Annotated in this window: 24 protein-coding genes; 8 read left to right on the top strand and 16 right to left on the bottom strand. The window is 70.3% G+C overall.

Annotated elements, in window-relative coordinates; genetic code table 11:
* The first annotated feature begins 7 nt into the window (after positions 1-7).
* From ACFY2X_RS00435 to der, 7 genes are all read left to right on the top strand, one after another.
* Entirely contained in the window at positions 8-832 is an 825-nt protein-coding gene (locus ACFY2X_RS00435) for a segregation and condensation protein A (protein ID WP_389930189.1), read from the top strand.
* Positions 825-1,382, top strand: coding sequence for an SMC-Scp complex subunit ScpB (gene scpB, locus ACFY2X_RS00430; RefSeq protein ID WP_389930186.1), 558 nt, complete (start codon positions 825-827; stop codon positions 1,380-1,382). Before ACFY2X_RS00435 ends, scpB begins: the two co-directional genes overlap by 8 nt.
* On the top strand, positions 1,382-3,025 hold the full coding sequence (locus ACFY2X_RS00425) for a pseudouridine synthase (RefSeq protein WP_389930183.1): 1,644 nt from the start codon (positions 1,382-1,384) through the stop codon (positions 3,023-3,025). Before scpB ends, ACFY2X_RS00425 begins: the two co-directional genes overlap by 1 nt.
* Positions 3,026-3,105: 80 nt before the next feature.
* Entirely contained in the window at positions 3,106-3,465 is a 360-nt protein-coding gene (gene aroH, locus ACFY2X_RS00420; RefSeq protein WP_389930179.1) for a chorismate mutase, read from the top strand.
* Positions 3,466-3,472: 7 nt separating this feature from the next.
* Positions 3,473-4,573, top strand: coding sequence for a prephenate dehydrogenase (locus ACFY2X_RS00415; protein WP_389930176.1), 1,101 nt, complete (start codon positions 3,473-3,475; stop codon positions 4,571-4,573).
* Between the two features lie 200 nt (positions 4,574-4,773).
* Complete coding sequence (gene cmk, locus ACFY2X_RS00410) at positions 4,774-5,430, top strand: (d)CMP kinase (RefSeq protein ID WP_389930173.1); 657 nt, start codon at positions 4,774-4,776, stop codon at positions 5,428-5,430.
* The gene (gene der / locus ACFY2X_RS00405; protein WP_389930170.1) at positions 5,427-6,866 is read left to right on the top strand and encodes a ribosome biogenesis GTPase Der; all 1,440 of its coding nucleotides are present in this window, start codon (positions 5,427-5,429) and stop codon (positions 6,864-6,866) included. The genes cmk and der overlap by 4 nt, the downstream gene beginning before the upstream one ends.
* Before the next feature lie 149 nt (positions 6,867-7,015).
* Here der and ACFY2X_RS00400 read toward each other — a convergent pair whose 3' ends face one another.
* From ACFY2X_RS00400 to ACFY2X_RS00375, 6 genes are all read right to left on the bottom strand, one after another.
* The gene (locus ACFY2X_RS00400; protein WP_389930167.1) at positions 7,016-8,644 is read right to left on the bottom strand and encodes an MFS transporter; all 1,629 of its coding nucleotides are present in this window, start codon (positions 8,642-8,644) and stop codon (positions 7,016-7,018) included.
* Between the two features lie 3 nt (positions 8,645-8,647).
* Positions 8,648-9,325 carry an LppX_LprAFG lipoprotein gene (locus ACFY2X_RS00395; protein ID WP_389930165.1) on the bottom strand — a complete coding sequence of 226 codons (678 nt, stop codon included), beginning with the start codon at positions 9,323-9,325 and terminating at the stop codon, positions 8,648-8,650.
* A gap of 140 nt (positions 9,326-9,465) precedes the next feature.
* Positions 9,466-9,930, bottom strand: coding sequence for a MarR family winged helix-turn-helix transcriptional regulator (locus ACFY2X_RS00390; protein ID WP_389930161.1), 465 nt, complete (start codon positions 9,928-9,930; stop codon positions 9,466-9,468).
* 100 nt (positions 9,931-10,030) lie between these two features.
* Entirely contained in the window at positions 10,031-10,621 is a 591-nt protein-coding gene (locus ACFY2X_RS00385) for a malonic semialdehyde reductase (protein ID WP_389930158.1), read from the bottom strand.
* A 97-nt stretch (positions 10,622-10,718) separates the two neighbouring features.
* Positions 10,719-12,479: an alpha/beta fold hydrolase gene (locus tag ACFY2X_RS00380; protein ID WP_389930155.1), complete on the bottom strand. Its 1,761-nt coding sequence runs from the start codon at positions 12,477-12,479 to the stop codon at positions 10,719-10,721.
* A 284-nt stretch (positions 12,480-12,763) separates the two neighbouring features.
* Entirely contained in the window at positions 12,764-13,147 is a 384-nt protein-coding gene (locus tag ACFY2X_RS00375) for a winged helix-turn-helix transcriptional regulator (protein ID WP_389930152.1), read from the bottom strand.
* Between the two features lie 200 nt (positions 13,148-13,347).
* On the opposite strand from ACFY2X_RS00375, the gene ACFY2X_RS00370 reads away from it, so the two are divergent.
* A complete protein-coding gene (locus ACFY2X_RS00370; protein WP_389930149.1) occupies positions 13,348-14,274 on the top strand; it encodes an NADP-dependent oxidoreductase in 927 nt (308 codons plus the stop codon).
* Between the two features lie 166 nt (positions 14,275-14,440).
* Here ACFY2X_RS00370 and ACFY2X_RS00365 read toward each other — a convergent pair whose 3' ends face one another.
* From ACFY2X_RS00365 to ACFY2X_RS00320, 10 genes are all read right to left on the bottom strand, one after another.
* Entirely contained in the window at positions 14,441-15,100 is a 660-nt protein-coding gene (locus ACFY2X_RS00365) for a 4'-phosphopantetheinyl transferase superfamily protein (RefSeq protein WP_389930147.1), read from the bottom strand.
* An 83-nt stretch (positions 15,101-15,183) separates the two neighbouring features.
* The gene (locus ACFY2X_RS00360) at positions 15,184-16,047 is read right to left on the bottom strand and encodes a hypothetical protein (RefSeq protein ID WP_389930144.1); all 864 of its coding nucleotides are present in this window, start codon (positions 16,045-16,047) and stop codon (positions 15,184-15,186) included.
* Between the two features lie 3 nt (positions 16,048-16,050).
* Entirely contained in the window at positions 16,051-17,424 is a 1,374-nt protein-coding gene (locus ACFY2X_RS00355; protein ID WP_389930142.1) for an MCE family protein, read from the bottom strand.
* Positions 17,421-18,440, bottom strand: a complete 1,020-nt coding sequence (locus tag ACFY2X_RS00350) for an MCE family protein (protein WP_389930140.1) — start codon at positions 18,438-18,440, stop codon at positions 17,421-17,423. Before ACFY2X_RS00350 ends, ACFY2X_RS00355 begins: the two co-directional genes overlap by 4 nt.
* Before the next feature lie 198 nt (positions 18,441-18,638).
* Positions 18,639-19,670 (bottom strand): MCE family protein, encoded by a 1,032-nt coding sequence (locus ACFY2X_RS00345; RefSeq protein WP_389930137.1) that lies wholly within the window; start codon positions 19,668-19,670, stop codon positions 18,639-18,641.
* Positions 19,671-19,791: 121 nt separating this feature from the next.
* Positions 19,792-20,817, bottom strand: coding sequence for an MlaD family protein (locus tag ACFY2X_RS00340; protein WP_389930134.1), 1,026 nt, complete (start codon positions 20,815-20,817; stop codon positions 19,792-19,794).
* A complete protein-coding gene (locus tag ACFY2X_RS00335) occupies positions 20,817-21,875 on the bottom strand; it encodes an MCE family protein (protein WP_389930131.1) in 1,059 nt (352 codons plus the stop codon). The genes ACFY2X_RS00340 and ACFY2X_RS00335 overlap by 1 nt, the downstream gene beginning before the upstream one ends.
* Before the next feature lie 4 nt (positions 21,876-21,879).
* Entirely contained in the window at positions 21,880-22,896 is a 1,017-nt protein-coding gene (locus ACFY2X_RS00330) for an MlaD family protein (protein ID WP_389930129.1), read from the bottom strand.
* Positions 22,897-22,902: 6 nt separating this feature from the next.
* Positions 22,903-23,769, bottom strand: coding sequence for an ABC transporter permease (locus ACFY2X_RS00325; RefSeq protein ID WP_389930126.1), 867 nt, complete (start codon positions 23,767-23,769; stop codon positions 22,903-22,905).
* Positions 23,769-24,578 carry an MlaE family ABC transporter permease gene (locus ACFY2X_RS00320; RefSeq protein ID WP_389930123.1) on the bottom strand — a complete coding sequence of 270 codons (810 nt, stop codon included), beginning with the start codon at positions 24,576-24,578 and terminating at the stop codon, positions 23,769-23,771. Before ACFY2X_RS00320 ends, ACFY2X_RS00325 begins: the two co-directional genes overlap by 1 nt.
* Between the last annotated feature and the right edge of the window lie 11 nt (positions 24,579-24,589).

Genomic DNA, 24,589 nt, shown 5'->3' with positions numbered 1-24,589 from the left:
TGGCGGTATGACCGAGCAGCCACAGACGGCCGTCGACACCTTCAGAGTGCATCTGGAGGTCTTCGAGGGTCCCTTCGACCTGCTGCTCGGTCTGATCTCCAAGCACAAACTGGACATCACCGAGGTGTCGCTCAGCCAGGTCACCGACGAGTTCATCGCCTACATCCGCGCGAGGGGCCCGGAGTGGGACCTGGATCAGACGAGTCACTTCCTGCTCGTCGCGGCGACCTTGCTCGACCTCAAAGCGGCCCGGCTGCTGCCGTCGGGCGAGGTGGAGGACGAGGAAGACCTCGCCCTCCTGGAGGCCCGTGACCTGTTGTTCGCCCGCCTGCTGCAGTACCGGGCCTACAAGGAGGTCGTGAAGGTCTTCTCCAGCCGGATGGCCGAGGAGGCCCTGCGCTTCCCCAGGATCGTGCCGATGGAGGCCCAGTTCGCCAACCTCCTCCCGGCCCTGATCCTGGGCATCGGCCCCGACCGCCTCGCTGAGATCGCCCAGCGGGCCTTCGCGCCAAAGAAGCCCCCGTCGGTCTCCGTCGCCCACATCTATCAACCACTCGCCAATGTCCGCGAGCAGGCGGCTATCCTTGTCGAGCGGCTGCGGCGAGTGCGCCGGGCGACCTTCAGAGCTCTCACCGCCGACTGCGCCGGCACTTTCGAAGTCGTCGCGCGTTTCCTGGCCGTCCTGGAGCTCTATCGGGAGGCCGCCGTCTCCTTCGACCAGATGGAGCCTCTCGGGGAACTGCACGTGACCTGGACCGGCAGCGACGACGGGGATGTCGCCGTGGTCGACGACTACGACAAGAGCACCAAGAAAGAGCCTTCCGATGACTGACGTGGCGCCCGAGGCGGATCTGCGCGCCGGGCTGGAGGCCATCCTGCTCGTAGTCGACGAGCCGGTCACCGAGATGACCCTCGCCCAGGTGCTGGAACGGCCCGTCCAGGAGATAGCCACGGTGATCCGTCAACTGTCGGCGGAATACACCGAGGCCGGTCGGGGTTTCGACCTTAGAGAGGTCGCGGGTGGCTGGCGGTTCTATACGCGAGCCGAGTGCGCGCCGCTCGTGGAGCGGTTCGTCCGCGACGGCCAGCAGACACGGCTCACCCAGGCCGCCCTGGAGACCCTGGCCGTGGTCGCCTACCGGCAACCGGTCAGCCGGGCGCGGGTGGCGGCCATCCGAGGCGTCAACAGCGACGGCGTCATGCGCACGCTGGTGGCGAGGGGGCTGGTCGAAGAGTCCGGCACCGACCCGGAGAGCCAGGCGGTGCTCTACCGGACAAGTTCGTATTTTCTCGAGCGGATGGGCCTGAAGGATCTCGATGAGCTTCCCGAACTGGCACCGTTCCTGCCCGACGACGTGGAAACCCTAGAGGAGCAGAAGTAGTGAACAGCAGGCGTAGTACCCCGTCCGGTGATGGACGCGGTCGAGGCCGTGGCGGAGCCCCGCGCGGTGGTAACCCCCGTGGGGGCGGCAACTCCAGAGGCGGGTCGCAGGGCGGTTTCCGCTCCGATGCGCCGCGTCGTGACGATCGTGGTGGGTTCCGCTCGGACGCGCCGCGTCGCGATGACCGTGGTGGGTTCCGTTCGGATCGTTCGCGTGACGATCGCGGCGGCTTCCGGTCCGACACGCCGCGCCGGGACGACCGTGGCGGTTTCCGCGCCGAGCGCGATGGCTCGCGTAGCAGGTACGACAGGCCGGGAGGCGGGTCGCAGGGCGGTTTCCGTTCGGACGCGCCCCGCCGGGACGATCGTGGTGGTTTCCGTTCGGACGCGCCCCGCCGGGACGATCGTGGTGGTTTCCGTTCGGACGCGCCGCGCCGGGATGACCGTGGTGGTTTCCGGTCCGATGCGCCGCGCCGGGACGATCGTGGTGGTTTCCGTTCGGACGCGCCCCGCCGGGACGATCGTGGTGGTTTCCGTTCGGACGCGCCCCGCCGGGACGACCGTGGTGGGTTCCGGTCCGATGCGCCGCGCCGCGATGATCGTGGCGGTTTCCGTGCCGAGCGCGATGGCTCGCGTAGCCGGTTCGCCCCGGACCGTGACCGTGGTGAGGCGCCTCGCGGGGGTTCCCGCAGCCGGTTCGGCAAGACCGATCGCCGGGACGAGGTCCAGACGATCGGCGGTAAGCGGACCGGCTCCTACGGCGAGCGCCGTACCGCCGGGGGCCGTGGTCCCGCGGCGAAGGCCGAGCGCAGGCCCGGCACGATCGAGAACGACCGCTTCAAGACCTCCCGCCAGCCCCGCCGGGACCCGGACTTCTACGACGGCGACTACGTCGACGAGCGCGACACCACCGAGGTCCCCGGCGGTGTCCGGCTGCAGAAGGTCCTCGCCCAGGCGGGTGTGGCCAGCCGCCGGACGTGTGAGGAGATGATCGGTGACGGCCGGGTGACGGTCGACGGCCAGGTGGTCCGCCGCTTCGGCGCCCGGGTCGATCCGGCCAAGCAGGTCATCCACGTCGACGGCAAGCGCCTGCCGACGATGCCCGATCTGGTCTACCTCGCCATCAACAAGCCGATCGGCGTTGTCAGCACCATGTCCGACCCCGAGGGCCGCCCCTCGCTGGCCGACTACGTGGCCGACCGCACCGAGAGGCTGTTCCACGTGGGCCGCCTGGACACCGAGACCGAGGGTCTCATCCTGCTCACCAACGACGGGGAACTGGCCAACCGGCTCACCCACCCGAGCTACGGCGTGCAGAAGAAATACTGGGCGAAGGTCCCCGGCCGGATCGAACGCGACCTGGGCCGCCGCCTGAAGAAGGGCATCGAACTGGAGGACGGCATCGCCAAGGCCGACTCCTTCACCCTCGTCCAGGAGCACGGGCAACAGGCACTGGTGGAGATCGTCCTTCACGAGGGCCGCAAGCACATCGTCCGCCGCATGCTGGAGGAGGTCGGGCATCCGGTCATCGACCTGGCTCGCATCGAGTTCGGTCCGGTCAAGCTCGGTCGTCTCAAGCCGGGCACGGTCCGTGCGCTGACCGTGAAGGAAGTCGGCGAGCTCTACGCCGCCGTTGGACTGTAACCTTCCAGAACACGCACGTTTAGGACACGCCGGATCGCCCCCGCGGGCGGTCCGGCGTGAGCGGTATGGAGGAGCGAACGATGGTGCGGGCGATCCGGGGGGCGATCCAGGTCGAGAGCAACGACCGAGACGCCATCTTGTCCGGCGTGACCGAGCTGGTCACAGAGGTTATGAGCCGCAACAGGCTCACCACCGACGACGTGATCAGTGTGATCTTCACGGCCACGCCCGACCTGACCGCAGAGTTTCCGGCCCTGGCCGCTCGCAAGCTCGGCTTCCACGACGTTCCGTTGATCTGTGCGTCCGAAATCGACGTGCCGGGGGCGCTGCCCCGTGTCGTACGGCTGATGGCCCACGTGGAGACCGACCGGCCACGCCAGGAGATCCAGCACGTCTACCTGCGCGGTGCGGTGGCCTTGCGCGTGGACATCGCCCAGTGATCCCATCATGCGTCATGACGTCCAAGGAGCACGCGTGAGCGATCTGGAGAGCGTTCTCGTCGTCGGTACGGGCCTGATCGGCACCTCGGTCGCCCTGGCCCTGCGCGAGCAGGGTGTCACCGTCCACCTGGCCGACCGTGACGCGGGAGCCGTACGGCTGGCGCGGGAACTGGGCGCGGGCATCGAGTGGACCGGCGAGCAGAGCGTGGACGTGGCGGTCATCGCGGTTCCGCCTCACATGGTCGCCGACCAGCTCGCCCGGCTTCAGAAGGCCGGGGCGGCACGGTTCTACACCGACGTGGCCAGCGTCAAGGTGCTTCCCCTCCGGCAGGCCGCGGATCTCGGCTGCGATCTGACCAGATACATCGCCGGGCATCCGCTCGCGGGCCGGGAGCGCTCAGGGCCCGCCGCGGCCCGGGCCGACCTGTTCCTGGGACGCCCGTGGGCGCTGTGCCCGACGGAGGAGACCTCGCCCGACGCGGTGGAGGCACTGCGCGGGCTGATCAAGCTCTGCGGCGGAGAGGCCGTCCAGGTCGACGCGGCCGAGCACGACAGGGCCGTCGCGCTCGTCTCGCACGCGCCGCACGTGGCCGCCTCCGCGGTGGCCGCCCGGCTCGCCGAAGCCCCGGCCACCGCGCTCGGCCTGGCCGGGCAGGGCGTCCGCGACGTCACGCGCATCGCGGCCGGTGATCCGGGCCTGTGGACCGGGATCCTGTCGGGCAACGCGCTGCCGGTGGCCGACGTGCTGGAGGCGGTGGCGGCCGACCTGGCCGCCGCGGCCGCCTCGCTGCGGGCCTCGGCCGATCCGGAGGCCATGGACAGGGTCACCGAGCTGCTGCGCCGCGGCGTCGCCGGCACGGGCCGCATCCCCGGCAAGCACGGAGGTCCGGCCCGCACCTACGCGACCGTCCAGGTCATCATCGGCGACCGGCCGGGCGAGCTGGCCAGGCTGTTCCAGGTGGCCGAGGAGACGGGCGTCAACATCGAGGACGTCCGGCTGGAGCACGCCCCCGGCCTGCCGCTGGGTGCCGCGGACCTGTTCGTGCAGCCCGAAGCGGTGGCCGTGCTGTCGGAGGCCCTGCGTGCCCACGGCTGGCACCTGCCGTAGCTCTTTCCGCGGCCCGCCTGCGCGGGCCGTAGCTCTTTCCGCGGCCCGCGCAGGCGGGCCGCGGCCGCGATCGCCCGTGCGGAGGCCGGACGCCGCCCGGGGCGTCCGCCGGGGGCTCCGGCCGCTTGATGCGTGGTTCCGCCTTCGGGGCCGGTAGCCTCGTACAGAACAACTGAAGCGGGCTGTAAGGGAGAGGCGCCGTGACCGGACTGGTCGTCGCCATGGACGGTCCTTCGGGGTCGGGTAAGTCGAGTGCGTCGCGCGGGGTCGCGCGGGCGCTGGGGCTGCGTTATCTCGATACCGGGGCGATGTACCGGGCGATCACGTGGTGGATGCTCCAGCAGGGCGTCGACCTCGCCGATCCCGAGGCGATCGCGGCAAGGGCGCTGGAGCCGGTTCTCTCGATGGGAACCGACCCCGACGCCCCGTCGGTGGCCGTGAACGGTGCGGACGCCGTCGTGGCCATCCGCACCTCCGAGGTCACCGCCGCCGTCTCCGCGGTCAGCGCGGTGCCCGAGGTGCGGCGCCGGCTGGTGGCCGAGCAGCGCGAGATCATCGGTGCGGGCGACATCGTCGTCGAGGGCCGTGACATCGGCACCGTGGTCGCTCCGGACGCCCCGGTCAAGATCTACCTGACCGCGAGCGCGGATGCCCGGGCGCTGCGCCGTACGGCGGAGCTCACCGGCACCACGGTGCAGGCGCAGAAGGCCGCGATGGCCCGGCGCGACACCTTGGACTCGACCCGCAAGACCGACCCGCTGGCAGCGGCGGCCGATGCCGTCGAGCTGGACACCACGGAGATGAACCTGGAAGAGGTCATCGCCGAAATACTGCGGTTGATTAAGGAAAAGGCGTGACGGAGGAATACGCGGAAGACAGCGGCTGGATCGAGCTTGAGCTGGCCGATCTGGGTACCGACGACAGCTCTGACTTCGAGGAGGCGGGCCCCGACTCCGGCCCGCAGCCGGTCGTGGCCGTGGTGGGCCGCCCCAACGTGGGCAAGTCCACCCTGGTCAACCGGATCATCGGCCGCCGGGAGGCGGTCGTGGAGGACGTTCCGGGCGTGACCCGTGACCGGGTCACCTACGACGCCACCTGGCGCGGGCGCCGGTTCACGGTGGTCGACACCGGCGGCTGGGATCCCGACGCGACCGGCATGGCGTTGAAGATCGCCGAGCAGGCGCAGATCGCGGCCGAGCTGGCCGACGTGATCCTTTTCGTGGTGGACGCCGTGGTGGGCGTGACCGACGCCGACGAGATCGTGGGCCACGTGCTGCGCGGCTCCGGCAAGCCGGTCATCCTCGCCGCGAACAAGGTCGACAACCAGCAGATGGAGATGGAGGCCGCCGGGCTCTGGTCCCTGGGGCTGGGCGAGCCGTACCCGGTCTCCGCCCTGCACGGCCGCTCCAGCGGCGACCTGCTGGATGTGATCCTCGACACGTTGCCGGAGACGCCGCAGCAGCGTTTCGGCACCGAGCGCGGCCCGCGCCGGGTGGCCCTGCTCGGCAAGCCCAACGTGGGCAAGTCCTCGCTGCTGAACAAGGTGGCGGGTGAGGAGCGCGTGCTTGTCGACCCGATGGCGGGCACCACCCGCGACCCGGTCGACGAGCTGATCCAGCTCGGCGGCAAGACCTGGCGTTTCGTGGACACCGCCGGCATCCGCCGGCGTGACCGCGAGCTGAAGGGCGCCGACTTCTACGCGAGCATGCGGACCCGCGGCGCCCTGGAGCGCTCGGAGATCGCGGTCGTGCTCATCGACGCCAGCGAGGTGCTGACCGAGCAGGACCTGCGGATCATCTCCCTGGTGATCGAGTCCGGCCGTGCGATGGTCGTGGCGTTCAACAAGTGGGACCTCCTCGACGAGGACCGCCGCTACTACCTGGAGAAGGAGATCGACCGCCAGCTCATCCGCGTGCCGTGGGCGCTGCGGGTCAACATCTCCGCCAAGACCGGCTGGCACGTGGAAAAGCTCGTCCCGGCCCTTGAGAAGGCGCTCGACTCCTGGTCCACCCGGGTTCCCACGGCCCGCCTCAACGCCTTCCTCACCGACCTGGTCGCGGCCACCCCGCCCCCGGTCCGCGGCGGCAAGCAGCCCAAGATCCTCTTCGCCACCCAGGCGTCGACGGAGCCGCCCAAGTTCGTGCTGTTCACCTCGGGCTTCCTTGAGGAGACCTACCGCCGCTTCATCGAACGCCGGATCCGTGAGGAGTTCGGCTTCGCCGGTTCTCCCATCGAGGTCACGATGAAGATCCGTGAGAAGCGGCCGCCTCAGAAGAGCCAGAAGAAGAAGTGACGTCCCGTCGAACGGCCCGGCCCGCGCCGGGCCGTTCGCCTTCGCCCGCCTGACGGGGCGGGCGTCCCGCCGCGAGGCGGATCACTTTCGTTCGGGCCGCGCCGGGACGGCCCGTGCCGCGTCGCGGTCTTCCCGGGCGGTCATCCGGTTCACCGTGCGACCGTGTTCCCGGGCCTGCGCGGCAGCAGCAGCGCCACCAGCGCCCCTGCCGCGCACAGGGCCGCGGTGAGCAGGAAGATCTCGCTGTATTCGGTGTGCAGGGCGGCCCGGACCTTGCTCTCGTACTCGGCGAGCCGCCCGGCGTAGACGACGGGATCCACGCCGAACGGCAGCGGCGTGTCCAGATCGGCCGTGAGCGACTGGAACCGGTGGAAGCCCCACGCCGACAGTCCGGCGACGCCGAGCAGCATGCCCATCATCCGCGCCACGACCACCGCCGCGGACGCCACGCCGTGCTGCGCGGCCGGGGTGACCCGAAGCACCGCGGAGGAGACGGGTGCGATCACCAGGCCGAGGCCGAGCCCGGCGACGACCAGATCGGCATCCATGCGATATCCGGCGGCGGCCAGGTCGACGGGCCACTGGCCGATGCGGACGTAGCCGGCCGTGGCGAGCACCAGCCCGGCGATCGCCACCGCCCGCTCGCCGTACCGCCGGGCCATGACCCCGCCCAGCAACGCGGCCACGCAGAGCGCGATGAGAAAACGGGACAGCACCAGCGCGCCGTCCAGGGTCTTCAGCCTCAGCAGCGTCTGCGCCGCCAGCTGCACGTCCACCAGCGTGACCAGCAGCGCCGCGCCGGTCAGGAAGCTCACTCCCAGCGTGGCGAAGAACGGGCCGCGCGGCACCCCGGTCATGTCGATCAGCCGGGTCCGGGATCGGTACTCCCACACAGCGAACACCACGGCGGCCGCGATTCCGGCCGCGATCGCGGGCAGACCCCACGGCGGGAGCACCGACGTGCTCGGGTCGGGGTTGTAGAGCCCGGCCACGAGCAGGCCCAGCGAGAGGGCCAGCAGCAGGCCGCCGATCACGTCGACGCGGGTGCTTCGCGCCGGACCGCGCGCCGGTGGCGGTACGGATCGTTGTACGGCTACCGCGGCCAGGGCGACCAGCGGGATGTTCAGCCAGAAGATCGATCGCCAGCCGCCGAGCTGGACGCCGCCCAGGTGCAGGGCCGGCGGCACCAGGGCGGCGAGGGCGGCGCCGTACAGGGGACCGAGCACGCTGCCCAGCTCCTGGGCCGCGCCGACCGTGCCGAGGGCCACCGGACGGTCGTGCTCGTCCCACAGGTCGCCGACCAGGGCCATGGTGATGGGCAGGAGCGCGCCGCCCGCCACGCCCTGGATGCTCCGTCCGGTGACCAGCAAGGGGACCGTGTCGCCCAGCGCGGTTATGGCCGAGCCGACCGCGAAGCCCGCCAGGCAGAGGTGGATCAGCGGGCGCCTGCCGTACCGGTCGGACAGCTGGCCGAGCAGCGGCATGGCCGCGATGTAGCCGAGCAGGAAGCCGGTGACGATCGGGGTGGCCCGCTCCAGATGGTTGAGCGGGACGTCGGCGTCCTTCGCGATGTCGACGAGAACGGTGACCACGACGTAGGCGTCCAGCGCCGCCAGCAGCACGGCGGTGCCGCCGACGCCGAGGGCGGTCCGCCGCCGGGCCGCCGGATCGCGGCCGAAGGCGGCGCCGGTCACGGGAGCGGCGGCAGAGCCTGTCACCGGGTCAGCCGCGGGGCCGGTTGCGGGGCCGGTCGAGGGGTCGGGCGCGGGGTCGGTCACGGCTCACTCCGCCGGTGCGGTGACACGGACCGGTACGTCGTAGTCGCGGAAGACGACGATCACCTTGCCGCCGTTCAGCGGCAGGTCGGCCTTGAGCAGGCGGCTGGTGGCCTTGTCCACCCAGAGCGTGCCTTCGACGTTCTGGACGAGCCCGGGCACCATCGTCGCCAGGACCTTCTGGGAGAGCGTGGCCGAGATCCGGTAGGCGTCGGTGCCGTTCACCTTCTCCTCGGCCTGGGTCTTCGGATCCAGCGCGTTGGTCATGAGCTGGACGATGCCCCTGGCGGGGTCGAGGATGGCCGAAGGGTCGTAGATCGAGGCGAGCTGGCTCCGCGACATCTTCTGGAAGCCACCGGTCACGCCCTTGAAGTGGACGGTTTCCCCGATCAGGACGAATGTGATCTCCTGGAGGTTGCCCGCCAGCTCGATCTGGATGGTGCCGTCGGCGTCGCCGGTCTCGCTGAGGCGGCCGCCGGCCTTCTTGACCGGCACCGGCGGGGTGCCCTCGGTCTCCATGGTGAAGGCGACGGACTTGACGGATCGCATCGCCTCTGCGGATTTCTTGGTCAGCTCGGCCCCGCCGGGCAGTGCCGCCGTGCCGTCGGCGGTGCCACCGCTGCACGCGGTGACCAGGGAGAGCGCGGCGATCACCGCGGCGATGAGGGTCCGGGGAGCAAACATGGCCGGATCGTAGCGACCGCTCGGTCAACTAAGGGAGAACCCGCCGGTATCGGTTTCGCTTCAGGCGTCCTTCCCGCCTTGACGCGTGAAAGACGTGTGAAAGGAGCCGGTGGGTCCGTCCGGACGATCGGGCCGCCCCCTCAGCGGAGGGACTTCAGATGGTCCACCACGGGGGCGTAGGCCGCCTCCAGCCCGTGGAGCTGGTCGTCGGTGAGCAGGTCGATGAAGTGCTGCCGCACGCTGGCCACGTGGTGTGGGGCGATCTTCTGGATGGTCTCCCAGCCGTGCTCGGTGAGCACGGCGAAGGTGCCGCGCCGGTCGTCGGGACAGTTCTCCCTGGCGACCAGCCCCGCCGCCTCCATGCGGGAGATCTGGTGGGACAGGCGGCTGCGCGACTGGATCGTGGCGTCGGCCAGGTCGCTCATGCGCATGCGATGGCCGGAGGTCTCCGAAAGGTTGACCAGGATCTCGTAGTCGTTCAGAGACAGCTTGAAGGCCTGCAGGTCACGATCGAGGCGGTGCTCAAGGAGCTTGTGGGCGGCCAGATGGGCACGCCAGGCCCGCTGCTCGGTCGAGGTGAGCCAGCGGGGCTCCTCATCGTTCACTGGCGTTCCCCATTTCTTCTTCACTGCGCGGCGGAACCGACCGGCAGCCGCCGCGCTCACCCCGTTGAGCCGGCTTCCGGTCCATAGATCAGAACTTACCTCAGACGGTGGTGACGACTTCGTCGTAAGTGAGACGGGGAAGGCGGTCCCGCCAGGCATTTTCGCCGGGCTTGCCGATGTTGACCACGGCCAGCACGGTGTGGTCGCCGTCGAAGAACTCCTTGTCGATGCCGTCGGCGTCGAAACCGGACATCGGCCCGGCGGCCAGTCCGGCGGCGCGGACGCCCAGGATGAAGTAGGCGACCTGCAGAGTCGCGTTGAACCTGGCGGATTGGGCGCGCTTGGCCTCGTCGGCGGAGAACATGTCCTTGGCGCCGGCGGCGTGCGGGAAGAGCCGGGGAAGCTCCTCGTGGAAGTCCAGGTCGGCGGCGAGGATGGCGACCAGCGGGGCGGCGGCGGTCTTGGCCCGGTTGCCGGGGGCCATGAGGCCGACCAGGCGCTCGCGGGCCTCGGGAGTACGCACCAGGACGATCCGGAGCGGCTGCTGGTTCATCGCGGTCGGGGCGTACTTGACCAGATCGTAGATCGCCCGTACCTGCTCGTCGCCGACCGGCTCGTCGGTGAAGGTGTTGGCCGTGCGGGCATCGCGGAAGAGCAGGTTCTGGGCGTCGGTGGAGAGAGCGAGAGTCATTTGTGGTCCTTTGTGGGTGTTGCGGGTTATTCGCCCCTTTCAACATAGATGAAATTTCAACTATTCCCTGTCGGCCGGATACCCGTGGTGGCCGCGTTCAGGCGAATCCCTGAAACCACCACAGCAGGGTGCCGAACGCCACCACCGCCGCGAGCAGGCGCGGCCACAGCCGCTCGCCCCGCCGGCGCCACCCGCTCAGCACCAGCGCCACGACGAGCGGGACGACGTAGCCGGCCATGCTCGCCGGCACGCCGGCCGCGAGCACTGTCTCATTCACCGCCGCCACCTCATAAAGCCCGTATGCCATCAGGGCCAAGAACGTGAGCCCTGCGGCCCCCGCGAGCAGCAGTGGGAGCACCCGCCACAGCCGCGGAGCCTCCGCGCCCCGCCGTGCCGCCCGCCACCGCCGCACCGCGATGACGACGGCTGCGGTCACCTGCCCCAGCGACACCGCCGCGAAGACGGCCAGGAGCGCAAGCCACCACCACTCGCCCCCGACCAGCATCCGGTACGGCATCGCCGTCGGCCGCAGTTCTCCCGGCCCGATGACCTGGTTCGGCGCCCGGCCCGGGTCGCAGAGCACCGCGGAGGAGGCCGGGTCGGCCACGAACGCGGAGATCGCTGTGCGCCCGCACAGGCTGGACAGGAACACCGCGTGCCCGACCCCGGCGAACTCGACGAACCGCCCGCGCGGCAGCTGTCCGGCGGCCGATCGGGCCGTGCGCGGCGGCGTGGTCGGATCGAGCGCCCCGCCGACGACGAGCACGGGCGCCTGGGTGATCGCCGCCGTCCCGGCCGAGTACGGCAGCCGCCACGCCTGGCACACCGCCCGGTCCACGACCGTGGTGAACAGCCGCGCCAGCTGCCCGGCGGCGGCCGGGTCGACCTCGTCCTGGCACTGCACCGCGTAGTACAGCCCCATCGCCCGAGACACGAGCGAAGGGCCGGCGGCATCGGCCAGCGCGCCGAGCAGTTCCTGCCGGCCATCGGCCAGCGCGCCGATCATCGTGGGCGCGACCGGGATGAAGTCCACCTCGTGCAGCGCCTCGGCGAAGATCGTCATCAGGTCCTCGCCGGTCAGCCGGACCGTGAGCCGGCCGCCGGTCAACGGGTCGGTGGTGACCACGGTCGCGGGCTGCGCGTCGTAGCGGGCCACCATCCGGGCGAACCGCTCGGGCAGGTCCCGCCACTGGGGCCCGAACGAGCGCAGCGTCGCGTCGAGGTTGCCGGGCGCGTCGCCGTACCAGTCCACCTGGGCGGGCAGGAACGAGTCGAGCACCACCGACCGCACGCCGCCGGGGTCGGCCGCCGCCGCGGCCAGCATCGAACGAGTGGAGTAGCTGACCCCGAACAGGTTCCACTTGTCGTAGCCCAGCGCCCGGCGTAAGTCGACCACGTCGGCGGCGATCTCCGCCGTGGTGTAACCGCGCAGGTCCACGCCCTCCTTCGCCAGCCGGTCGCGGCAGGTGCCAGCGCCGCGGGCGATCCCAGCCGTCTCTGACCGCATCGGGCCGGGCCGGGCGAGCGCATCCAGGACGCCGCGGGCGATCTCGGGGCAGTCGAGCGCGGGCTCGGACCACCGGCTGCCACGCTGCTCGAGGACCACCACGTCGCGGTCGCGGCCGAGTGTCATCTGCGACAGGTAACCGGTGAGCTGGATTGACCCCGAGCCGGGCCCGCCGCTGGTGTACACGACGGGGTCGGGCTTACGGTCGGGGGCCGCCGACCGGTGCACCGCGAACCCCACCTTGATCGTCCTGCTGCCGGGCACGCCGCGCCGTTCGGGAACGAGCAGGAAGCCGCACCGCGTGCCGGCGGGGACCTGGACCGGGCAGGTCCGGTCCTGAACCGCGGGCATTGGCCGGGCCGCCGCAGCAGCCGGCGGGAGTGGTCTGACAAGGAGCCCCACGGCCATGAGCACAATGGCGATCAAAACGCGCGCGAAGATCACAAGATCCCAGGCTAGCGGCCCGGGGACCGCGTGGGGAGGCCAGGCAGTGCGATCTTAGGAAGAGGCGGCGAGCCCCGGCTTGCGGTAGCTGCGCGCGGCGGAGGACATCGGTCCTGCCACTGCCGATTTCAATCGGCTCACCCTTCTCGACATGTCCGCGACGGTGCGGCTCGGGGGCCGTAAGGGGTCAGTCAGGCCTCGTCGTAACGGTGCCGGGATTCGGTCACATACTCACGGTGTCGGTCGGCCCACCGGATGAGCGAGCTGACCTCGACGGAGAGCGTCTCGCCGACCGGGGTCAGCGTGTAGTCCACCCGGGGCGGTGAGGTGGGGGTCACGGTACGGGCCACCAGCCCGTCGCGCTCCAGGCTCCGCAAGGTCAGCGTGAGCATCCGCTGAGAGATCCCGTCGATCGCCCGCCCCAGCTCGGAGTAGCGCTTCGGCCCGGTGCCGAGCAGGGCCATGACCAGCACGCTCCATTTGTCGCCGACCCGGTCGAGAACGTCGCGCAGCTGGCAGGTCGGGCTGGTGGCGCCGACCGGCTCACGAACATCGGTGTGTGTTACGCGGGGCAAAGTGCCTTCTTCCGTCATCCCGGCATTGTGGACCAGACTCCAGATGCGCACAAGAAGTAACCAGCGCACAGAAAGTGCGGTGACTGTCTTTCGCCGTCACCGTGATGTGCGCTTCCTGGCGGCGGGCGCCTTGACCGCCGTGTCCGGGCAAACACGTCCCGGCGACAGGTCCTCACCGGCACAGAGACGGAGTACAAGATATGCGTGCAGTAGCGTTCACCGGCTTCGGCGTGGCCCCCGCGCTCACCGAGCTGCCGACGCCCGAACCGGGACCGGGCGAGGTGCTCGTCCGCGTGCGGGCCTCGTCGGTCAACGGCTTCGACCTGGGCGTGCTCGGCGGCGTCTTCAAGGAGATGTTCGAGCACGAGTTCCCGGTGGTGATCGGCAAGGACTTCTCCGGCGTGGTCGCCGCCGTCGGCGACGGCGTGACCACTCTGGCCGTCGGCGACGACGTGTTCGGCGTCGTGATGCGGCCCACCCTCGGTCAGGGCGGCTTCGCCGAATACGTCGCGGTGAACGAGGCGTACGGCATCGCCCGGATTCCCGAGGGGCTCGACCACGGCCAGGCCGGGGCGCTCGGTCTGGCCGGTACCGCCGCGCTCAACGCGGTCGACGCGATCGCCCCCGCCGAGGGGGAGACGGTCCTCATCTCGGGGGCGACCGGCGGCGTCGGCGCGTACGCGATCCAGTTCGCCGCCGCTCGCGGAGCCACCGTCATCGCGACCGCCAGGCCCGGCTCCGAAACCGAGTTCGTCACCGGACTCGGCGCCGCACACACCGTGGACCACGCCGATCTGGTGGCGCAGGTGCGTGCCATCGCCCCCGGCGGCGTGCACGCCGCCCTGCACCTCGCAGGTGACGGCACGGCCGTGGCCGGACTGCTCGCGCGAGGCGGGCGGCTGGCCTCGACCGTGCACTTCACTCCGGACGAACCCGCCGAACGGGACATCAAGGCCACGACCGTGATGGCCGACCCGGCTCCGGCCACCCTCACCAGGATCGCCGCAGATGTGGTCGCGGGTCGGCTGCGGATTCCGCTCGCCAAGGCCTATCCGCTGCCCGAGGCGGCCCAGGCCATCACGGACTTCACCGGCGGAACCCTCGGCAAGCTCGGCATCCTGATCTGAGCGGCCTGAGCGGTCTGAGCGGTCTGAGCGGTCTGAGCGGTCTGAGCGGTCTGAGCGGTCTGAGCGGCGACTCGCTCGGGGACGCTCGGATCGTGCAGGCCGCGGCGACCGCGCCGGGCACCGCGACCGGCAGCGCATGAAGGGCCCTCGAGCCGGCCTCGGGAGGTCAGCCCAGGACGGCCGGCCGGTCGGTGACGGCGCAGACCGCGACGCATGAATCGGTCCGCCACTCCAGCAGGTGCCTGCCGTCCCATTCCAGACGGCGCGGCTCCTCTCCGGCACGGGGAAGGGAGGAGCCCTCGAGGGGCAGCGCGGACAGATCCGTCGTGCGCAGGCCGTCCAGGGTGAGCTCACCGCGCTTGATGAGAGCCTCCTTGCGGACCCAGAGACGGATCAGCGCCTCGTTGTCGCGGACCAGAGGCCTTTCGGAGGGGGCCAGCGCGTGCGAGGCCAGGGACTTGTCCAGGGGACCCGCGGGGACATGCTCGGCGTCCACGCCGATCCGGCCCGGACCCGCCGCCGCGCACACGTATCCGTGGCTGTGGGAGAGGCTCACGCCCAGCTCGGGAACCTCCGCGAGGTACGGCCTGCCATGCCCCGGCCCGCAATGGTCGCAGTGCTGCAGCAGCGTCAGCCGGTCCTCGGGGACACCCGTGATCTTGGCCGCGCATCGCCGTACCAGGAGATGCGCGGCGACGAAGTCACGGCGGTCGCACTCGTGGCGGAAGTTCGCCGCGCGCTCCCGCTCGACGTCGGTGAGCAGATCCATTCCGGCGGGGGAGTAGATCTCGTCGGTGGGACCGGCCAGCACCAGGCAATCGCGCATTCGCCCAGATTAGGCGTTCACGGGGGCAATGGGTGGTCCGGTGCCAAGGTCGGGCGGAAACACAGCACAGCCCGGGGAACGCGTCACCCGGTCTTCTTCGTGCTCTCCGAGGTCGTCGGGGAGGGCTCAGGGGTCGGTTCGACGGCCTTGCCGTTGGGATCGGTGACGAGTTCCTCCGCCGCGCCCATCACGGTGGCGTCGTTCACCTTCCAGTGGCCGCCGGTCTTGATCAGGCCGAGTTCCATGTAGGTGCCGAGCATGCGCCGGGTGCCGGCGGTGCTGGTGACCTGGGAGTCGACGACCGTGATGGCCTTGGCCCTGCCCTCGCCGACCTCGGAGACGTAAACACCCCGGACCGAGGCGGACGAGCTCGCCTTCATCGAGGTGATCACGCCTTCGAGCGGGCTGAACGCCTCGTTGTAGGTCTTTTCGAAGTCCTCGCCGGAGATGGCGAAGACCTGGTCGCGATAGGCCTGGAGGTTGGCGTAGTCGTAGGTCTGCAGGGCCACGGCGAACTCGCCCGCGCGGGCGGACACCGCGTCGCGCTCGGCCTTCTCCTCGGCCAGCCGGTCGGCCGCCCTCCACTGGAGGACGGCGGTCGCCGCGGTCGCCGCGAACGCCATGGCCACGACCGCGCCCACCAGCCTGCCGCGCCATGCCCTGGAGCCCGCGCGGGCCCCGCCCTCTTCCCCCGGGTTGCTCGTGCCGTCCGCGTTGTTCGTGGCTTCCGGGTCTTGCCGGGCCCCGCCGGCGGTGGCAGGCGCGAGGGCCGGCTCCGGCTTGCGGGAGGCGGAAGGCGGGGGAGTGTCGTCGAGGACCGAGGCGGGTTCCGTGGGCGGGCCGGGGTCGACGGCGCCGGTGGGTTCCGTGGCCTCTCCGGGGGCTTCGACGTGATCCGAGTCCGCCCGCTGGGGACGTTCGCCGGGCTGCTGCGGGATAGGGCTCATGGCTTACTCCTGTTCACGGCGGCGGGAGGCCCGGCCGACGGCGATCCAGCCGAGCACGCCGCCGGAGATGACGACGGCGAAGAAGGTCACGATGACGAAAGGGGTGAGGTTCTGGCGGTCCGAACCCGAGGTCCGGTCGGCGCTCACGGTGGGGTCGCCGGCCCCGGCGGAGGCCTCGGCGCCGGTCTGTTCGTCGCTTTCCCGCGGAGCCGGGACGGCCTCGTCAGACGCGGTGGCCTCGTCGGCGGCCGGCTCGTCGGCGGCCTGTGAGCCGTCGGTGGGATGCGGTCCGGGATCCTCGTCGCCGGTTCGGGCCGACACCTTGACTGCGGGCCCCTTGGGACAGGCGCCGAGCTTGTGGACCTTCGGGGGGGACAGCGGGTTTCGATACTCCCGCGCCGCCCGGGGGCCACCGGGGACGCTGAAGACGAACGTGGCCCTGCCGTACACTCCGTCGGCCCGCCTGTCGGTCACGTCGGCGAGCAGCGCCTCGGCGGTGGGCACGGTCCGTAGCAGGTGGTTGATGTTCTCCTGTGTCCGGGGGGTGAACAGCACGCCCGAGTTCATGCCCGCGGCGGTCAGCGCGCAGGACAAGCCGGGACGGGCGGTCCTGAGCAGGTTGTCCACCTGCCGGAAGAAGCCCGGGCCGTGTTCGAGAGCGGCGTAGAGCTGCTTGCGGGACTCGCGGATCGACCGGGTCACCCCGGCCAGGTCGGTCACGCCCTGCGACAGCTTCTCGCGCCTGCCCGCCAGCGTGCCGGTCAGCCGGGTCAGCTCCACCGACAGGTCGTCCAGCAGGTCGGTGTTCTCGGCCAGCGTCGTGGTGAGATCGTGCGCGTTGTCCACGATCTCGCGGATCGAGGTCGTCCGGCCGTCCAGGCCCGTCGCCAGCTCGTGCACGATGGTCTGGGCGTCCTCGGGCGGCACCGCGTTCAACAGTTTGCCGACCCCGTCGAACAGTTTCTTGTAGTCGAGCGGGACCGAGGTTCTGGCCAGCGGAATGGTGGCGCCCGCGGCGAGGGGCGTGCCACCGGCACCCGATCTGGGCGGGGAGATCTCCACGTACGGCTCGCCGACGGCGGACTTGCGGCGCACCTCGGCGGTGACGCCCTCCGGCAGCCGTACGTCGCGGTTGATGCTCAGGCCCACCACGATCTTGCCGGGCGCCAGCGACACCTCGTCGACCCGGCCGACCCGGACGCCGAGGTAGGCCACGTCGAAGCCACGCACCAGCCCGGGGGAGGAGAGGAACTCCGCGTTGATCCGGTACGGCCGCTCGATGAGATCCAGCTTGATGACGCTGGTGAACGCCCAGACGGTCATCACGACGCCGAGCACCGCGAAGAAGCCGAGGTTGATCCAGACGCGGTTCTTCATCGCGGCGGCTCCAGGAGCAGGCGGAAGTCGTCCACCGAGTTGGGCAGACGGGGCCGGTCGCGGCTCTTCTTCGGTTTGGGCAGCAACAGCCCCTTGAGCCAGACGAAGATCAGGAGCTGGCCGTTCACCACGATCGGCGGCAGGTCGATGAACCGCTGCACCCGGCCGACCAGGACCTTCAGGTCCTCCTTGCCGCGGACCATCGCGTTGGAGACCGCGTCGAGCCTGTTCAGCAGGGCGCGCAGCCGGGCCGCGTGTCTCGGATAGACGGTGGTGTTGACCTCGCGAGCCAGCGCGGTGAGCTCCTGGAGTGTCTTCTTCACGTGCTTGCGGCCGTGGTTCAGGCGGGCGGTGGCGTCCGCGAGCGTGCCGGGCAGCCTGTCCAGCTCCCCGGAGCCCTTGGCGAGGTCGTCGCCGAGCCTGGCCAGGCCGTCTATGGTGCGGGCCAGGTCCTCGCGGGACTGGGCGTAGACGGTGGTGACCTCGGTGACCTGCTTGAGCAGCCGGTTGAGGTCCTTGCCCTTGCCGCCGATCCCGGTCGCCGCCGCGTCCAGGACGGCGTTCACGTCCTGGGCGCCGAGCGCGTCGATCAGAGGTCCCGCGCGTTCGGTGACCTGCTCGATGTCCGGCTTCACCGAGGTCCTGGTGATCGTCGAGCCGCTTCGCATGAAGGGCCCGGTCGTCATGTCCTTGCCGTCGGGCAGCTTCAGCTCGATGTAGTTCTCACCCAGGATCGAGGTCTTGGCGACGACGGCGCTCGTGCCCTCGGGCACCTGGTTGCCGTCCTCGATGGACATGGTGACCTTCGCGCGGTATCCCTCCAGGCGAATGTCGGTCACGCTGCCCACGCGCACGTCGGAGACCTGCACGCTGTGCCCGGGCACCAGGCTCTGCACGTCGTCGAAGGTCGCGTTCAGGGTGAGCTCGCCGGTCGGCGCACCCACGGTTTGCAGGGTGCAGGCCGCGGTCAGGCAGAGCCCGGTCAGCCCCGCGGTCAGGCGCGCCCACGGTCCCATCGAGCGCCCTCCCTTTCCACCGGTCACTCGCCCTCCTCGTTCGCCCCCGCCGCCGTGCTCACCGTGTCGGGTTCCTACCCTCACTGCAGGTCATTTGCCCTTTTTGCGTGCTTCGTCGGTTTCTTTCCGTGCTGGTGGGTCATTCGGTCTCCTCGTTCGCTTCGCGGGCGGCCTGCTCCACCGCGCCGACCGCCGCGCTCACCGCTTTCCCCGCTCCCAGGGGCAGTTGCTCAGCTCTCCCGGCAGGCACGGCACCCTGCCCAGGCCCAGCGAGTCGAACAGGGGCCTCAGCCAGGCCCGTGTCATCGCGTTGAGCACCAGGCGAATCTTGATCAGGTGATGTTCCCTGTCCCAGGACGTGACCAGGTTGTCGGTGAACCCGCGGGCTCCGGCGATGGCCCTGGCCGCGGACTCGCTGTTCACCTTCAGCGTCAGCACCAGCTCGGCGAGGTTGGCCACGCCTCTGGGCAGCCTTTCCTGGTAGGCCTCGACCAGCACGTCGCCCCGTTGCACGAACTGCGCCAGCCCGGTGATGAAGTGCTCCATGCGCCGGCGTTCGTCGGCCAGGGTGGCACTGGCCTCGGCGAAGGCGTCGATGGTCGTCTTGACCTGGCCCTCGCGCTTGTTGAGGCTGGAGGCGATCCGGTTCAGGCCCTCGGCCAGATCGATCAGCTGCTCGTCCTGCCCGGCGAGGGTGCGGGTCAGCGAGGCGGCGTCGGCCAGCGCCTGGTTGATCTGCCTGCCCCGGCCCCGGACCGTGTCGGCCAGGTTCCCGGCCACATCGCCTATCTTGTCGGTGTCGAGGGCGTCGGTGAGTTTGGTGAACGCCTCCAGGGCGTCGTCGATCTCCACCGGAAGGTCGGTCCGCTCCAGCGGGATCACCGCACCCGGTGCGATCCTCGCCCGGCCCGGCTTCCACGGCGGGTGGAGCACCACGCTCCGCTCGCCCAGCGTGTTCTGCGCCGCCACGACCGCGTTGACATCGGCGGGCAGCGGCACCTGCCCGTCGATGAGCAGGTCCGCGCGGACCCTGTCCCCTTCGACGGTGAGCTTCTCCACCGTCCCCGCGTCCAGGCCCATCACCTTCACCTTGGCCTGTTCGTACAGGGAGGGCGCCGCGCTGAAGTAGGCCGTCAGCCGGTACGACGCCGCCCCGCCGGGCAACGGCGAGCAGCCTCCCGCGGAGACCAGCAGCACCCCGGCGAGCAGTGCCGCGACCGCTCTCGTCATGGGGCGTCCGGCTCCGAGCGCGCGGCGTGAACGATTCGCCCCTCGCAGGCCACGTGTCATCTGGGTCGCTCCGCTCCGGATGCGCGCCGCGAACGGCCCGTCCTCCCTGGTCCACGACGTGTCATCGGTTCTTCCTGTCCTTGCGGATGGCGCCGAGCACCTCGGGATTGATCGGACCGAGCCCGGTGGCGATGGCCTCCACCCACGGTCCCTGGCCTCCGGCCGTGGCCAGCCCGGAGAAGGTGGGCCCGACCCAGGCCAGGACGGAATTGAGAGCCTTGCCGCTGGTGGAGTCGAGCCGGTTGCCGATCGCGGTCACGTCGTCCACCACCGCGATCAGGTTCTTCTCGTGCCGGGTGACCAGGGTGGTGATGCTGTTGACCAGCTCGCTGCCGTCACCGAGCAAGGACTTCAGCTCGTCACGGCGGCGCCGTAGCTCGTCGAGCATGATCTGGACCGCGTCGATCAGGCGGCCGAGCTGCGCGTCCTTCGCCTCCAGCACCTTCATGATCTTGTTGCCGTTGTCCAGCAGCCTCCGGAGCTGGGGTTCGCTCTCGCTGATGGTCTCCGACAGCTCGCCGATGTCGTCGAGCAGCTTGCTGACCCGGCCCTGCCGGGCGGGCTTGAGCTCCGCCAGTTCCGAAAGGAGCTTGTCGACCGCGTCGGTGTCGAGCTTCTGCACCAGCCGGGTGGCGTCCTTGAGCGCGTCGGTGATCAGCACGGGGGTGCCGGTCCGCGTCATCGGGATCCGCCGCCTGTCCTCGGGCAGCTCGTCCATGTACGGCCGGGCGACCGGCCCGGTGAGCTTGAGGTAGCGGCCGCCCAGCAGATTCGACAGGGTGACCTCGGCCCGGGTCTGCGGGCCCAGTCTGATCCCGTCGTTCATCTTCCAGGTCACCACGACGTTCCCCTGCCCGTAGTCGGCGCGGACCTCGGTAACCTTGCCGACCGGAACACCCGCCACGCGCACGTCGTTGCCGGAGCGCAGACCGCCGGAGTCCGCCAGCACCGCCGACATGGTGTAGCCGCCCTCCAGCAGTCCCAGGTTGCCGATGAGGAAGGTGACGACCAGCACGGTGGCGAGGATCGCCATCGACACCACGCCGACGAGCCTCTTGTCGCGGTCACGGAACGACTTGAGCGCCATCAGGGCCCCACCAGCACTCGCCGCAGGTTCCCCGTGCTGGTCAGCTTGAGGCCGCCGCGCAGCGGAGGGGGACTGCTCATCGGATAGGGACAGGGCAGCGGGCCGAGCGCCAGGCACGGAACCGCCGAGGTGACGAAGTGGCCCCGGCTGGTCACCTGGAAGGAGCGCTGGAGCGGTGGGGTGATCGTGTTGAGCACCTTCTCGACGCTGCCGATGTTGCGCCGGATGCCGCCGGTGAGCCGTGTCATGTCGTCCACCACCCGGCCGAACTCCTGGGAGTTCCGGCCGAGCACCTGGTTGTTGACCTTGACCGTGGTGGACAGCTCCACCAGGGCGTCGTCGACCAGTTCGCGGTTGCGGGCGAACGCGCCGGTCAGCGCGACCAGGTCGTCCACGAGCCGGGAGATCTGCTTGTCCCTGCGGGCGACCACCTCGGTCACCGTGGCGTAGTCTTCGAGCAACCCCTTGATGATCTTCTTGCGCTCGGCGACCGTGGTGGTCAGATCGTCGAGGTTGTCGACCAGCTTGGGGATGTTCTCCTGGTTGCCGTCCAGCGCCTCGCCCGCCGCAGTCAGCAACTGGTTGATCTGCTCGGGGTCCAGGCTGCGGGTGAGCGGGCCGAGATCGCTGACCAGCTCGCCGATGTCCACCACCGAGCTCGTCCGCTTCACCCGGGCGCCGTCGCCCAGCATGTCCTTGGCGGCTCCCGGCTCCAGGTAGACGACCCGCTGACCGATCGTGTTGCGCCACCGGATCGCGGCCGAGCTGTCGGAGGGCACCCTCACCGTGCTCCGCACGCTGAGCGTGACCTCTGCCTTGCCGTTGACGACCTCGATCGAGTCGACCTGGCCGACCGGGGCGCCCGCGATCTTCACCTGGTCGCCCTCGTGCAGCCCCGAGACGTCGTCGAAGGTGCCGACGAGGGTGTAGGTGTCGTCCACGTTCACGCGGGCGATCTGGGCGCCGATCAGGACGATGAGGGTGCTCGTCACAAGGAGGAAGAGGACGAACTTGGCGAGTGTCCAACGGCGCTGGACCTGTTCTCTCGACCGTGCCATCCGCTCACCTGCCGTTCGTGGGGCCGCAGGCGCCGACGAACAGCTCGCAGATGTCGGTCGCGACGAAAGCTTCCATCTTGATCTGGTTGGCGCCGTTCGGGCCCTTGCCCGTGACCAGGTCGTTCAGTACGGCGAGCAGCCGGTTCAGCCCCCGCACGCCGTCGCCCGCGACGCCGAGCTGGGCGTAGAGCAGCGCGGCCGCGCGCTCCCCGGAGTTCACCGCGGCCTTGAGGTCCCCGCGGTGCCTGCGCAGGCCGTGCGCGGTCAGGTGGGAGATCTCGTCGAACTCCCGGAGCAGCGCGCGCACCTTGTCGGCCCGCTTCAGCAGGCCCGGAGTGATCACGTTGACGTCGGCGGAGATCGCCACCAGCTCGTCGCCCTTGTCGGCGAGGCTGGTGCTGAGCGCTCCGGCGTCGCCGATGAACCGCCTGAACTCCCCGCGGCGCCGGTGTGCCACCTCGATGATCTTCCCGGTGCTGTCGACGATCTCCCGGAGCTGCGGGCCCTTGCCGTCCAGGCCGCGGCCCAGGGTGTGCACGATGGTCGTGATGTCGTTGGGGTCCACCGCGCCCAGCCCCTCATAGGCGTCGGAGAGGGAGTCCGACAGGTCCTTGGGCGCCTCCGCCCGGGTGATGAGGGCGCCGTCCCCCAGATAGGGGCCGCCCGCCTCGCCGGAACCGAGGATCAGGTTGACGAACTTGGGACCGAAGACCGAGGTCGGCTCGATCGAGGCGGTGACGGTCTCGGGCACCTTGACGCCGGGCTCCACGCGGATGGCGACCAGCGCCCGGCCCTTGCCGTTCAGCGTGACGGAGCTGACCTCGCCCACCGTGATGCCACGGATCTTGACGGGGGAGTTGGGGTCCAGCCCCTGCCCGGCACGGGTGAACGCCGCGGTCAGCCGTGTTCCGCTCGCGCTCGCCGCGCCGCGGATGACGAGGACGAGCGCCAGGACGAGGATGAGCACCACGCCGAGCGAGATCGCGAGCCTGACGGGCAGGGAGACTTCACCATGGGCCATCGTCGCTCACCCCGTCAGCAGAAGGCCGCCGCCGCCACCCCAGAACAGGTAGGACAGCAGCAGGTTGAGAAGGATGACGGTGATGATGGACTGGCGGATCGCCCGCCCGGCCGCGGTCCCCACGCCGACCGGGCCTCCGGTGGCGTTGAACCCGTAGTAGCAGTGGATGCTGATCACGGCGAAGGCGAAGACGACCACCTTGGTCACGCTGTAGACGATGTCCATCAGCGGCAGGCCGAGATAGAAGTAGTAGTCGTAGACGCCCGGCGACATGCCGAACAGGACCGTGCACATCAGCCGGGTGGCGAAGAAGCTGGCGAACAACGCGATCAGGTAGACCGGGATCAGCGCGATCAGCGCGGCCACCACCCGGGTGCAGATCAGGTAGGTGAAGGCGTTGATGGCCATCACCTCAAGCGCGTCGATCTCCTCGGAGATCCGCATCGCCCCCAGCTCCGCGGTGAAGGACGAGCCGACCTGAGCCGCGAGCGCGACCGCCGCGATGATCGGGGTGATCTCCCGGACGTTGGCGAAGCTGCCCACCAGGCCGATGAAGGACTCCGCGCCGATCGACTGCAGTCCCTGGTAGCCCTGCAGGCCGACGGTGGCGCCGACCGCGAAGGCCATGGTGAACGCCACGAAGATCATGCCGCCGCCGATGATGGTCGCCCCGACGCCCACTACCACGTCGCTGATCTGGCGGAGCACGACTTTGGTGAACTTCATCCGGAAGACGATGTCCCGGATCGAGTAGAAGACGACCTTCCACAGGAAGAGCGGCCAGTCCGACAGCGAGGCCAGGCGGTCCGCGAGGTCGCGCAGCATGCCGTACACGCGGAATCCGGCGGTGCGCGCCCCCTGGATCGCGGCCATCACATGGCCCTCGGGGGGTAGGCGAGGAAGTAGATCATGGTGATCACGTAGTTGACCGCGAACACCAGCATGAAGGTGACGACCGTGGACTGGTTCACCGCACGGCCCACGCCGACGGGGCTGGTCTGGCAGGTCATGCCGAAGTAGCAGGACATGATCGCCGCGATGAAGCCGAAGATCCATGCTTTGAACAGCGTGACCAGCAGGTCGCTGGTGACCAGCAGGGACACCGCGCCGTCGAAGTAGGCGCCGGGGGTGACACCCTGGACGATGACGTTGAAGAAGTAGCCGCCGCTCGCCCCGGCCACGATGACCAGCGGGACCAGCAGCACCGCCACCGTGCTCGCGGCCCAGAGCCGGGGGGTGACCAGGCGGTGGATCGGGTTGACCGCCATCACCTCCATGGCGGCCAGCTCGTCGCGGATGTTGCGGGCGCCGATGTCGGAGGTCATGGCGGAGCCGCCGGCGCCCGCGATGAGCAGCGCCGAGGCCATGGGGGCGACCTCGCGGACCAGGCCGACGACCACTGCGCCGCCGGTGGCCGAGGACGCTCCGAGCTGCCAGGCCAGCTGGCCGACCTGGAGGGCGACGGTCGCGCCGAGGGGGAGCGAGACGAGCAGGACGGGCAGGCTGGTGACGCGGGCGAGGAACCAGCACTGCTGGACGAACTCCCAGAACCAGGTCCTGACGTCCCAGGTACGGCGGAAGCCCTCCAGGGCGATCACCGACATGTCGCCCACCCGGCCCAGAGTGTCGGTGGTCCTGCGGACGACGTAACCGGTGACCCGGTCCCGTCCGCCGCCCGCCATCAGCTTGCCGC

Source organism: Streptosporangium sp. NPDC000396 (genome assembly GCF_042898655.1).
In the GTDB taxonomy this organism is placed as follows: Bacteria; Actinomycetota; Actinomycetes; order Streptosporangiales; family Streptosporangiaceae; genus Streptosporangium.
This window is presented reverse-complemented; position numbering and strand designations above follow the sequence as displayed.

Excerpts from the sequence above, each read along its gene's own strand:
- ACFY2X_RS00435 (WP_389930189.1), top strand. The coding sequence starts at position 8 with ATGACCGAGCAGCCACAGACGGCCGTCGACACCTTCAGAGTGCATCTG.
- scpB (WP_389930186.1), top strand. The coding sequence starts at position 825 with ATGACTGACGTGGCGCCCGAGGCGGATCTGCGCGCCGGGCTGGAGGCC.
- aroH (WP_389930179.1), top strand. The coding sequence starts at position 3,106 with ATGGTGCGGGCGATCCGGGGGGCGATCCAGGTCGAGAGCAACGACCGA.
- ACFY2X_RS00415 (WP_389930176.1), top strand. The coding sequence starts at position 3,473 with ATGCGTCATGACGTCCAAGGAGCACGCGTGAGCGATCTGGAGAGCGTT.
- ACFY2X_RS00395 (WP_389930165.1), bottom strand. The coding sequence starts at position 9,325 with ATGTTTGCTCCCCGGACCCTCATCGCCGCGGTGATCGCCGCGCTCTCC.
- ACFY2X_RS00385 (WP_389930158.1), bottom strand. The coding sequence starts at position 10,621 with ATGACTCTCGCTCTCTCCACCGACGCCCAGAACCTGCTCTTCCGCGAT.
- ACFY2X_RS00380 (WP_389930155.1), bottom strand. The coding sequence starts at position 12,479 with ATGCCCGCGGTTCAGGACCGGACCTGCCCGGTCCAGGTCCCCGCCGGC.
- ACFY2X_RS00370 (WP_389930149.1), top strand. The coding sequence starts at position 13,348 with ATGCGTGCAGTAGCGTTCACCGGCTTCGGCGTGGCCCCCGCGCTCACC.
- ACFY2X_RS00365 (WP_389930147.1), bottom strand. The coding sequence starts at position 15,100 with ATGCGCGATTGCCTGGTGCTGGCCGGTCCCACCGACGAGATCTACTCC.
- ACFY2X_RS00360 (WP_389930144.1), bottom strand. The coding sequence starts at position 16,047 with ATGAGCCCTATCCCGCAGCAGCCCGGCGAACGTCCCCAGCGGGCGGAC.
- ACFY2X_RS00355 (WP_389930142.1), bottom strand. The coding sequence starts at position 17,424 with ATGAAGAACCGCGTCTGGATCAACCTCGGCTTCTTCGCGGTGCTCGGC.
- ACFY2X_RS00350 (WP_389930140.1), bottom strand. The coding sequence starts at position 18,440 with ATGGGACCGTGGGCGCGCCTGACCGCGGGGCTGACCGGGCTCTGCCTG.
- ACFY2X_RS00345 (WP_389930137.1), bottom strand. The coding sequence starts at position 19,670 with ATGACGAGAGCGGTCGCGGCACTGCTCGCCGGGGTGCTGCTGGTCTCC.
- ACFY2X_RS00340 (WP_389930134.1), bottom strand. The coding sequence starts at position 20,817 with ATGGCGCTCAAGTCGTTCCGTGACCGCGACAAGAGGCTCGTCGGCGTG.
- ACFY2X_RS00335 (WP_389930131.1), bottom strand. The coding sequence starts at position 21,875 with ATGGCACGGTCGAGAGAACAGGTCCAGCGCCGTTGGACACTCGCCAAG.
- ACFY2X_RS00330 (WP_389930129.1), bottom strand. The coding sequence starts at position 22,896 with ATGGCCCATGGTGAAGTCTCCCTGCCCGTCAGGCTCGCGATCTCGCTC.
- ACFY2X_RS00325 (WP_389930126.1), bottom strand. The coding sequence starts at position 23,769 with ATGGCCGCGATCCAGGGGGCGCGCACCGCCGGATTCCGCGTGTACGGC.
- ACFY2X_RS00320 (WP_389930123.1), bottom strand. The coding sequence starts at position 24,578 with ATGGCGGGCGGCGGACGGGACCGGGTCACCGGTTACGTCGTCCGCAGG.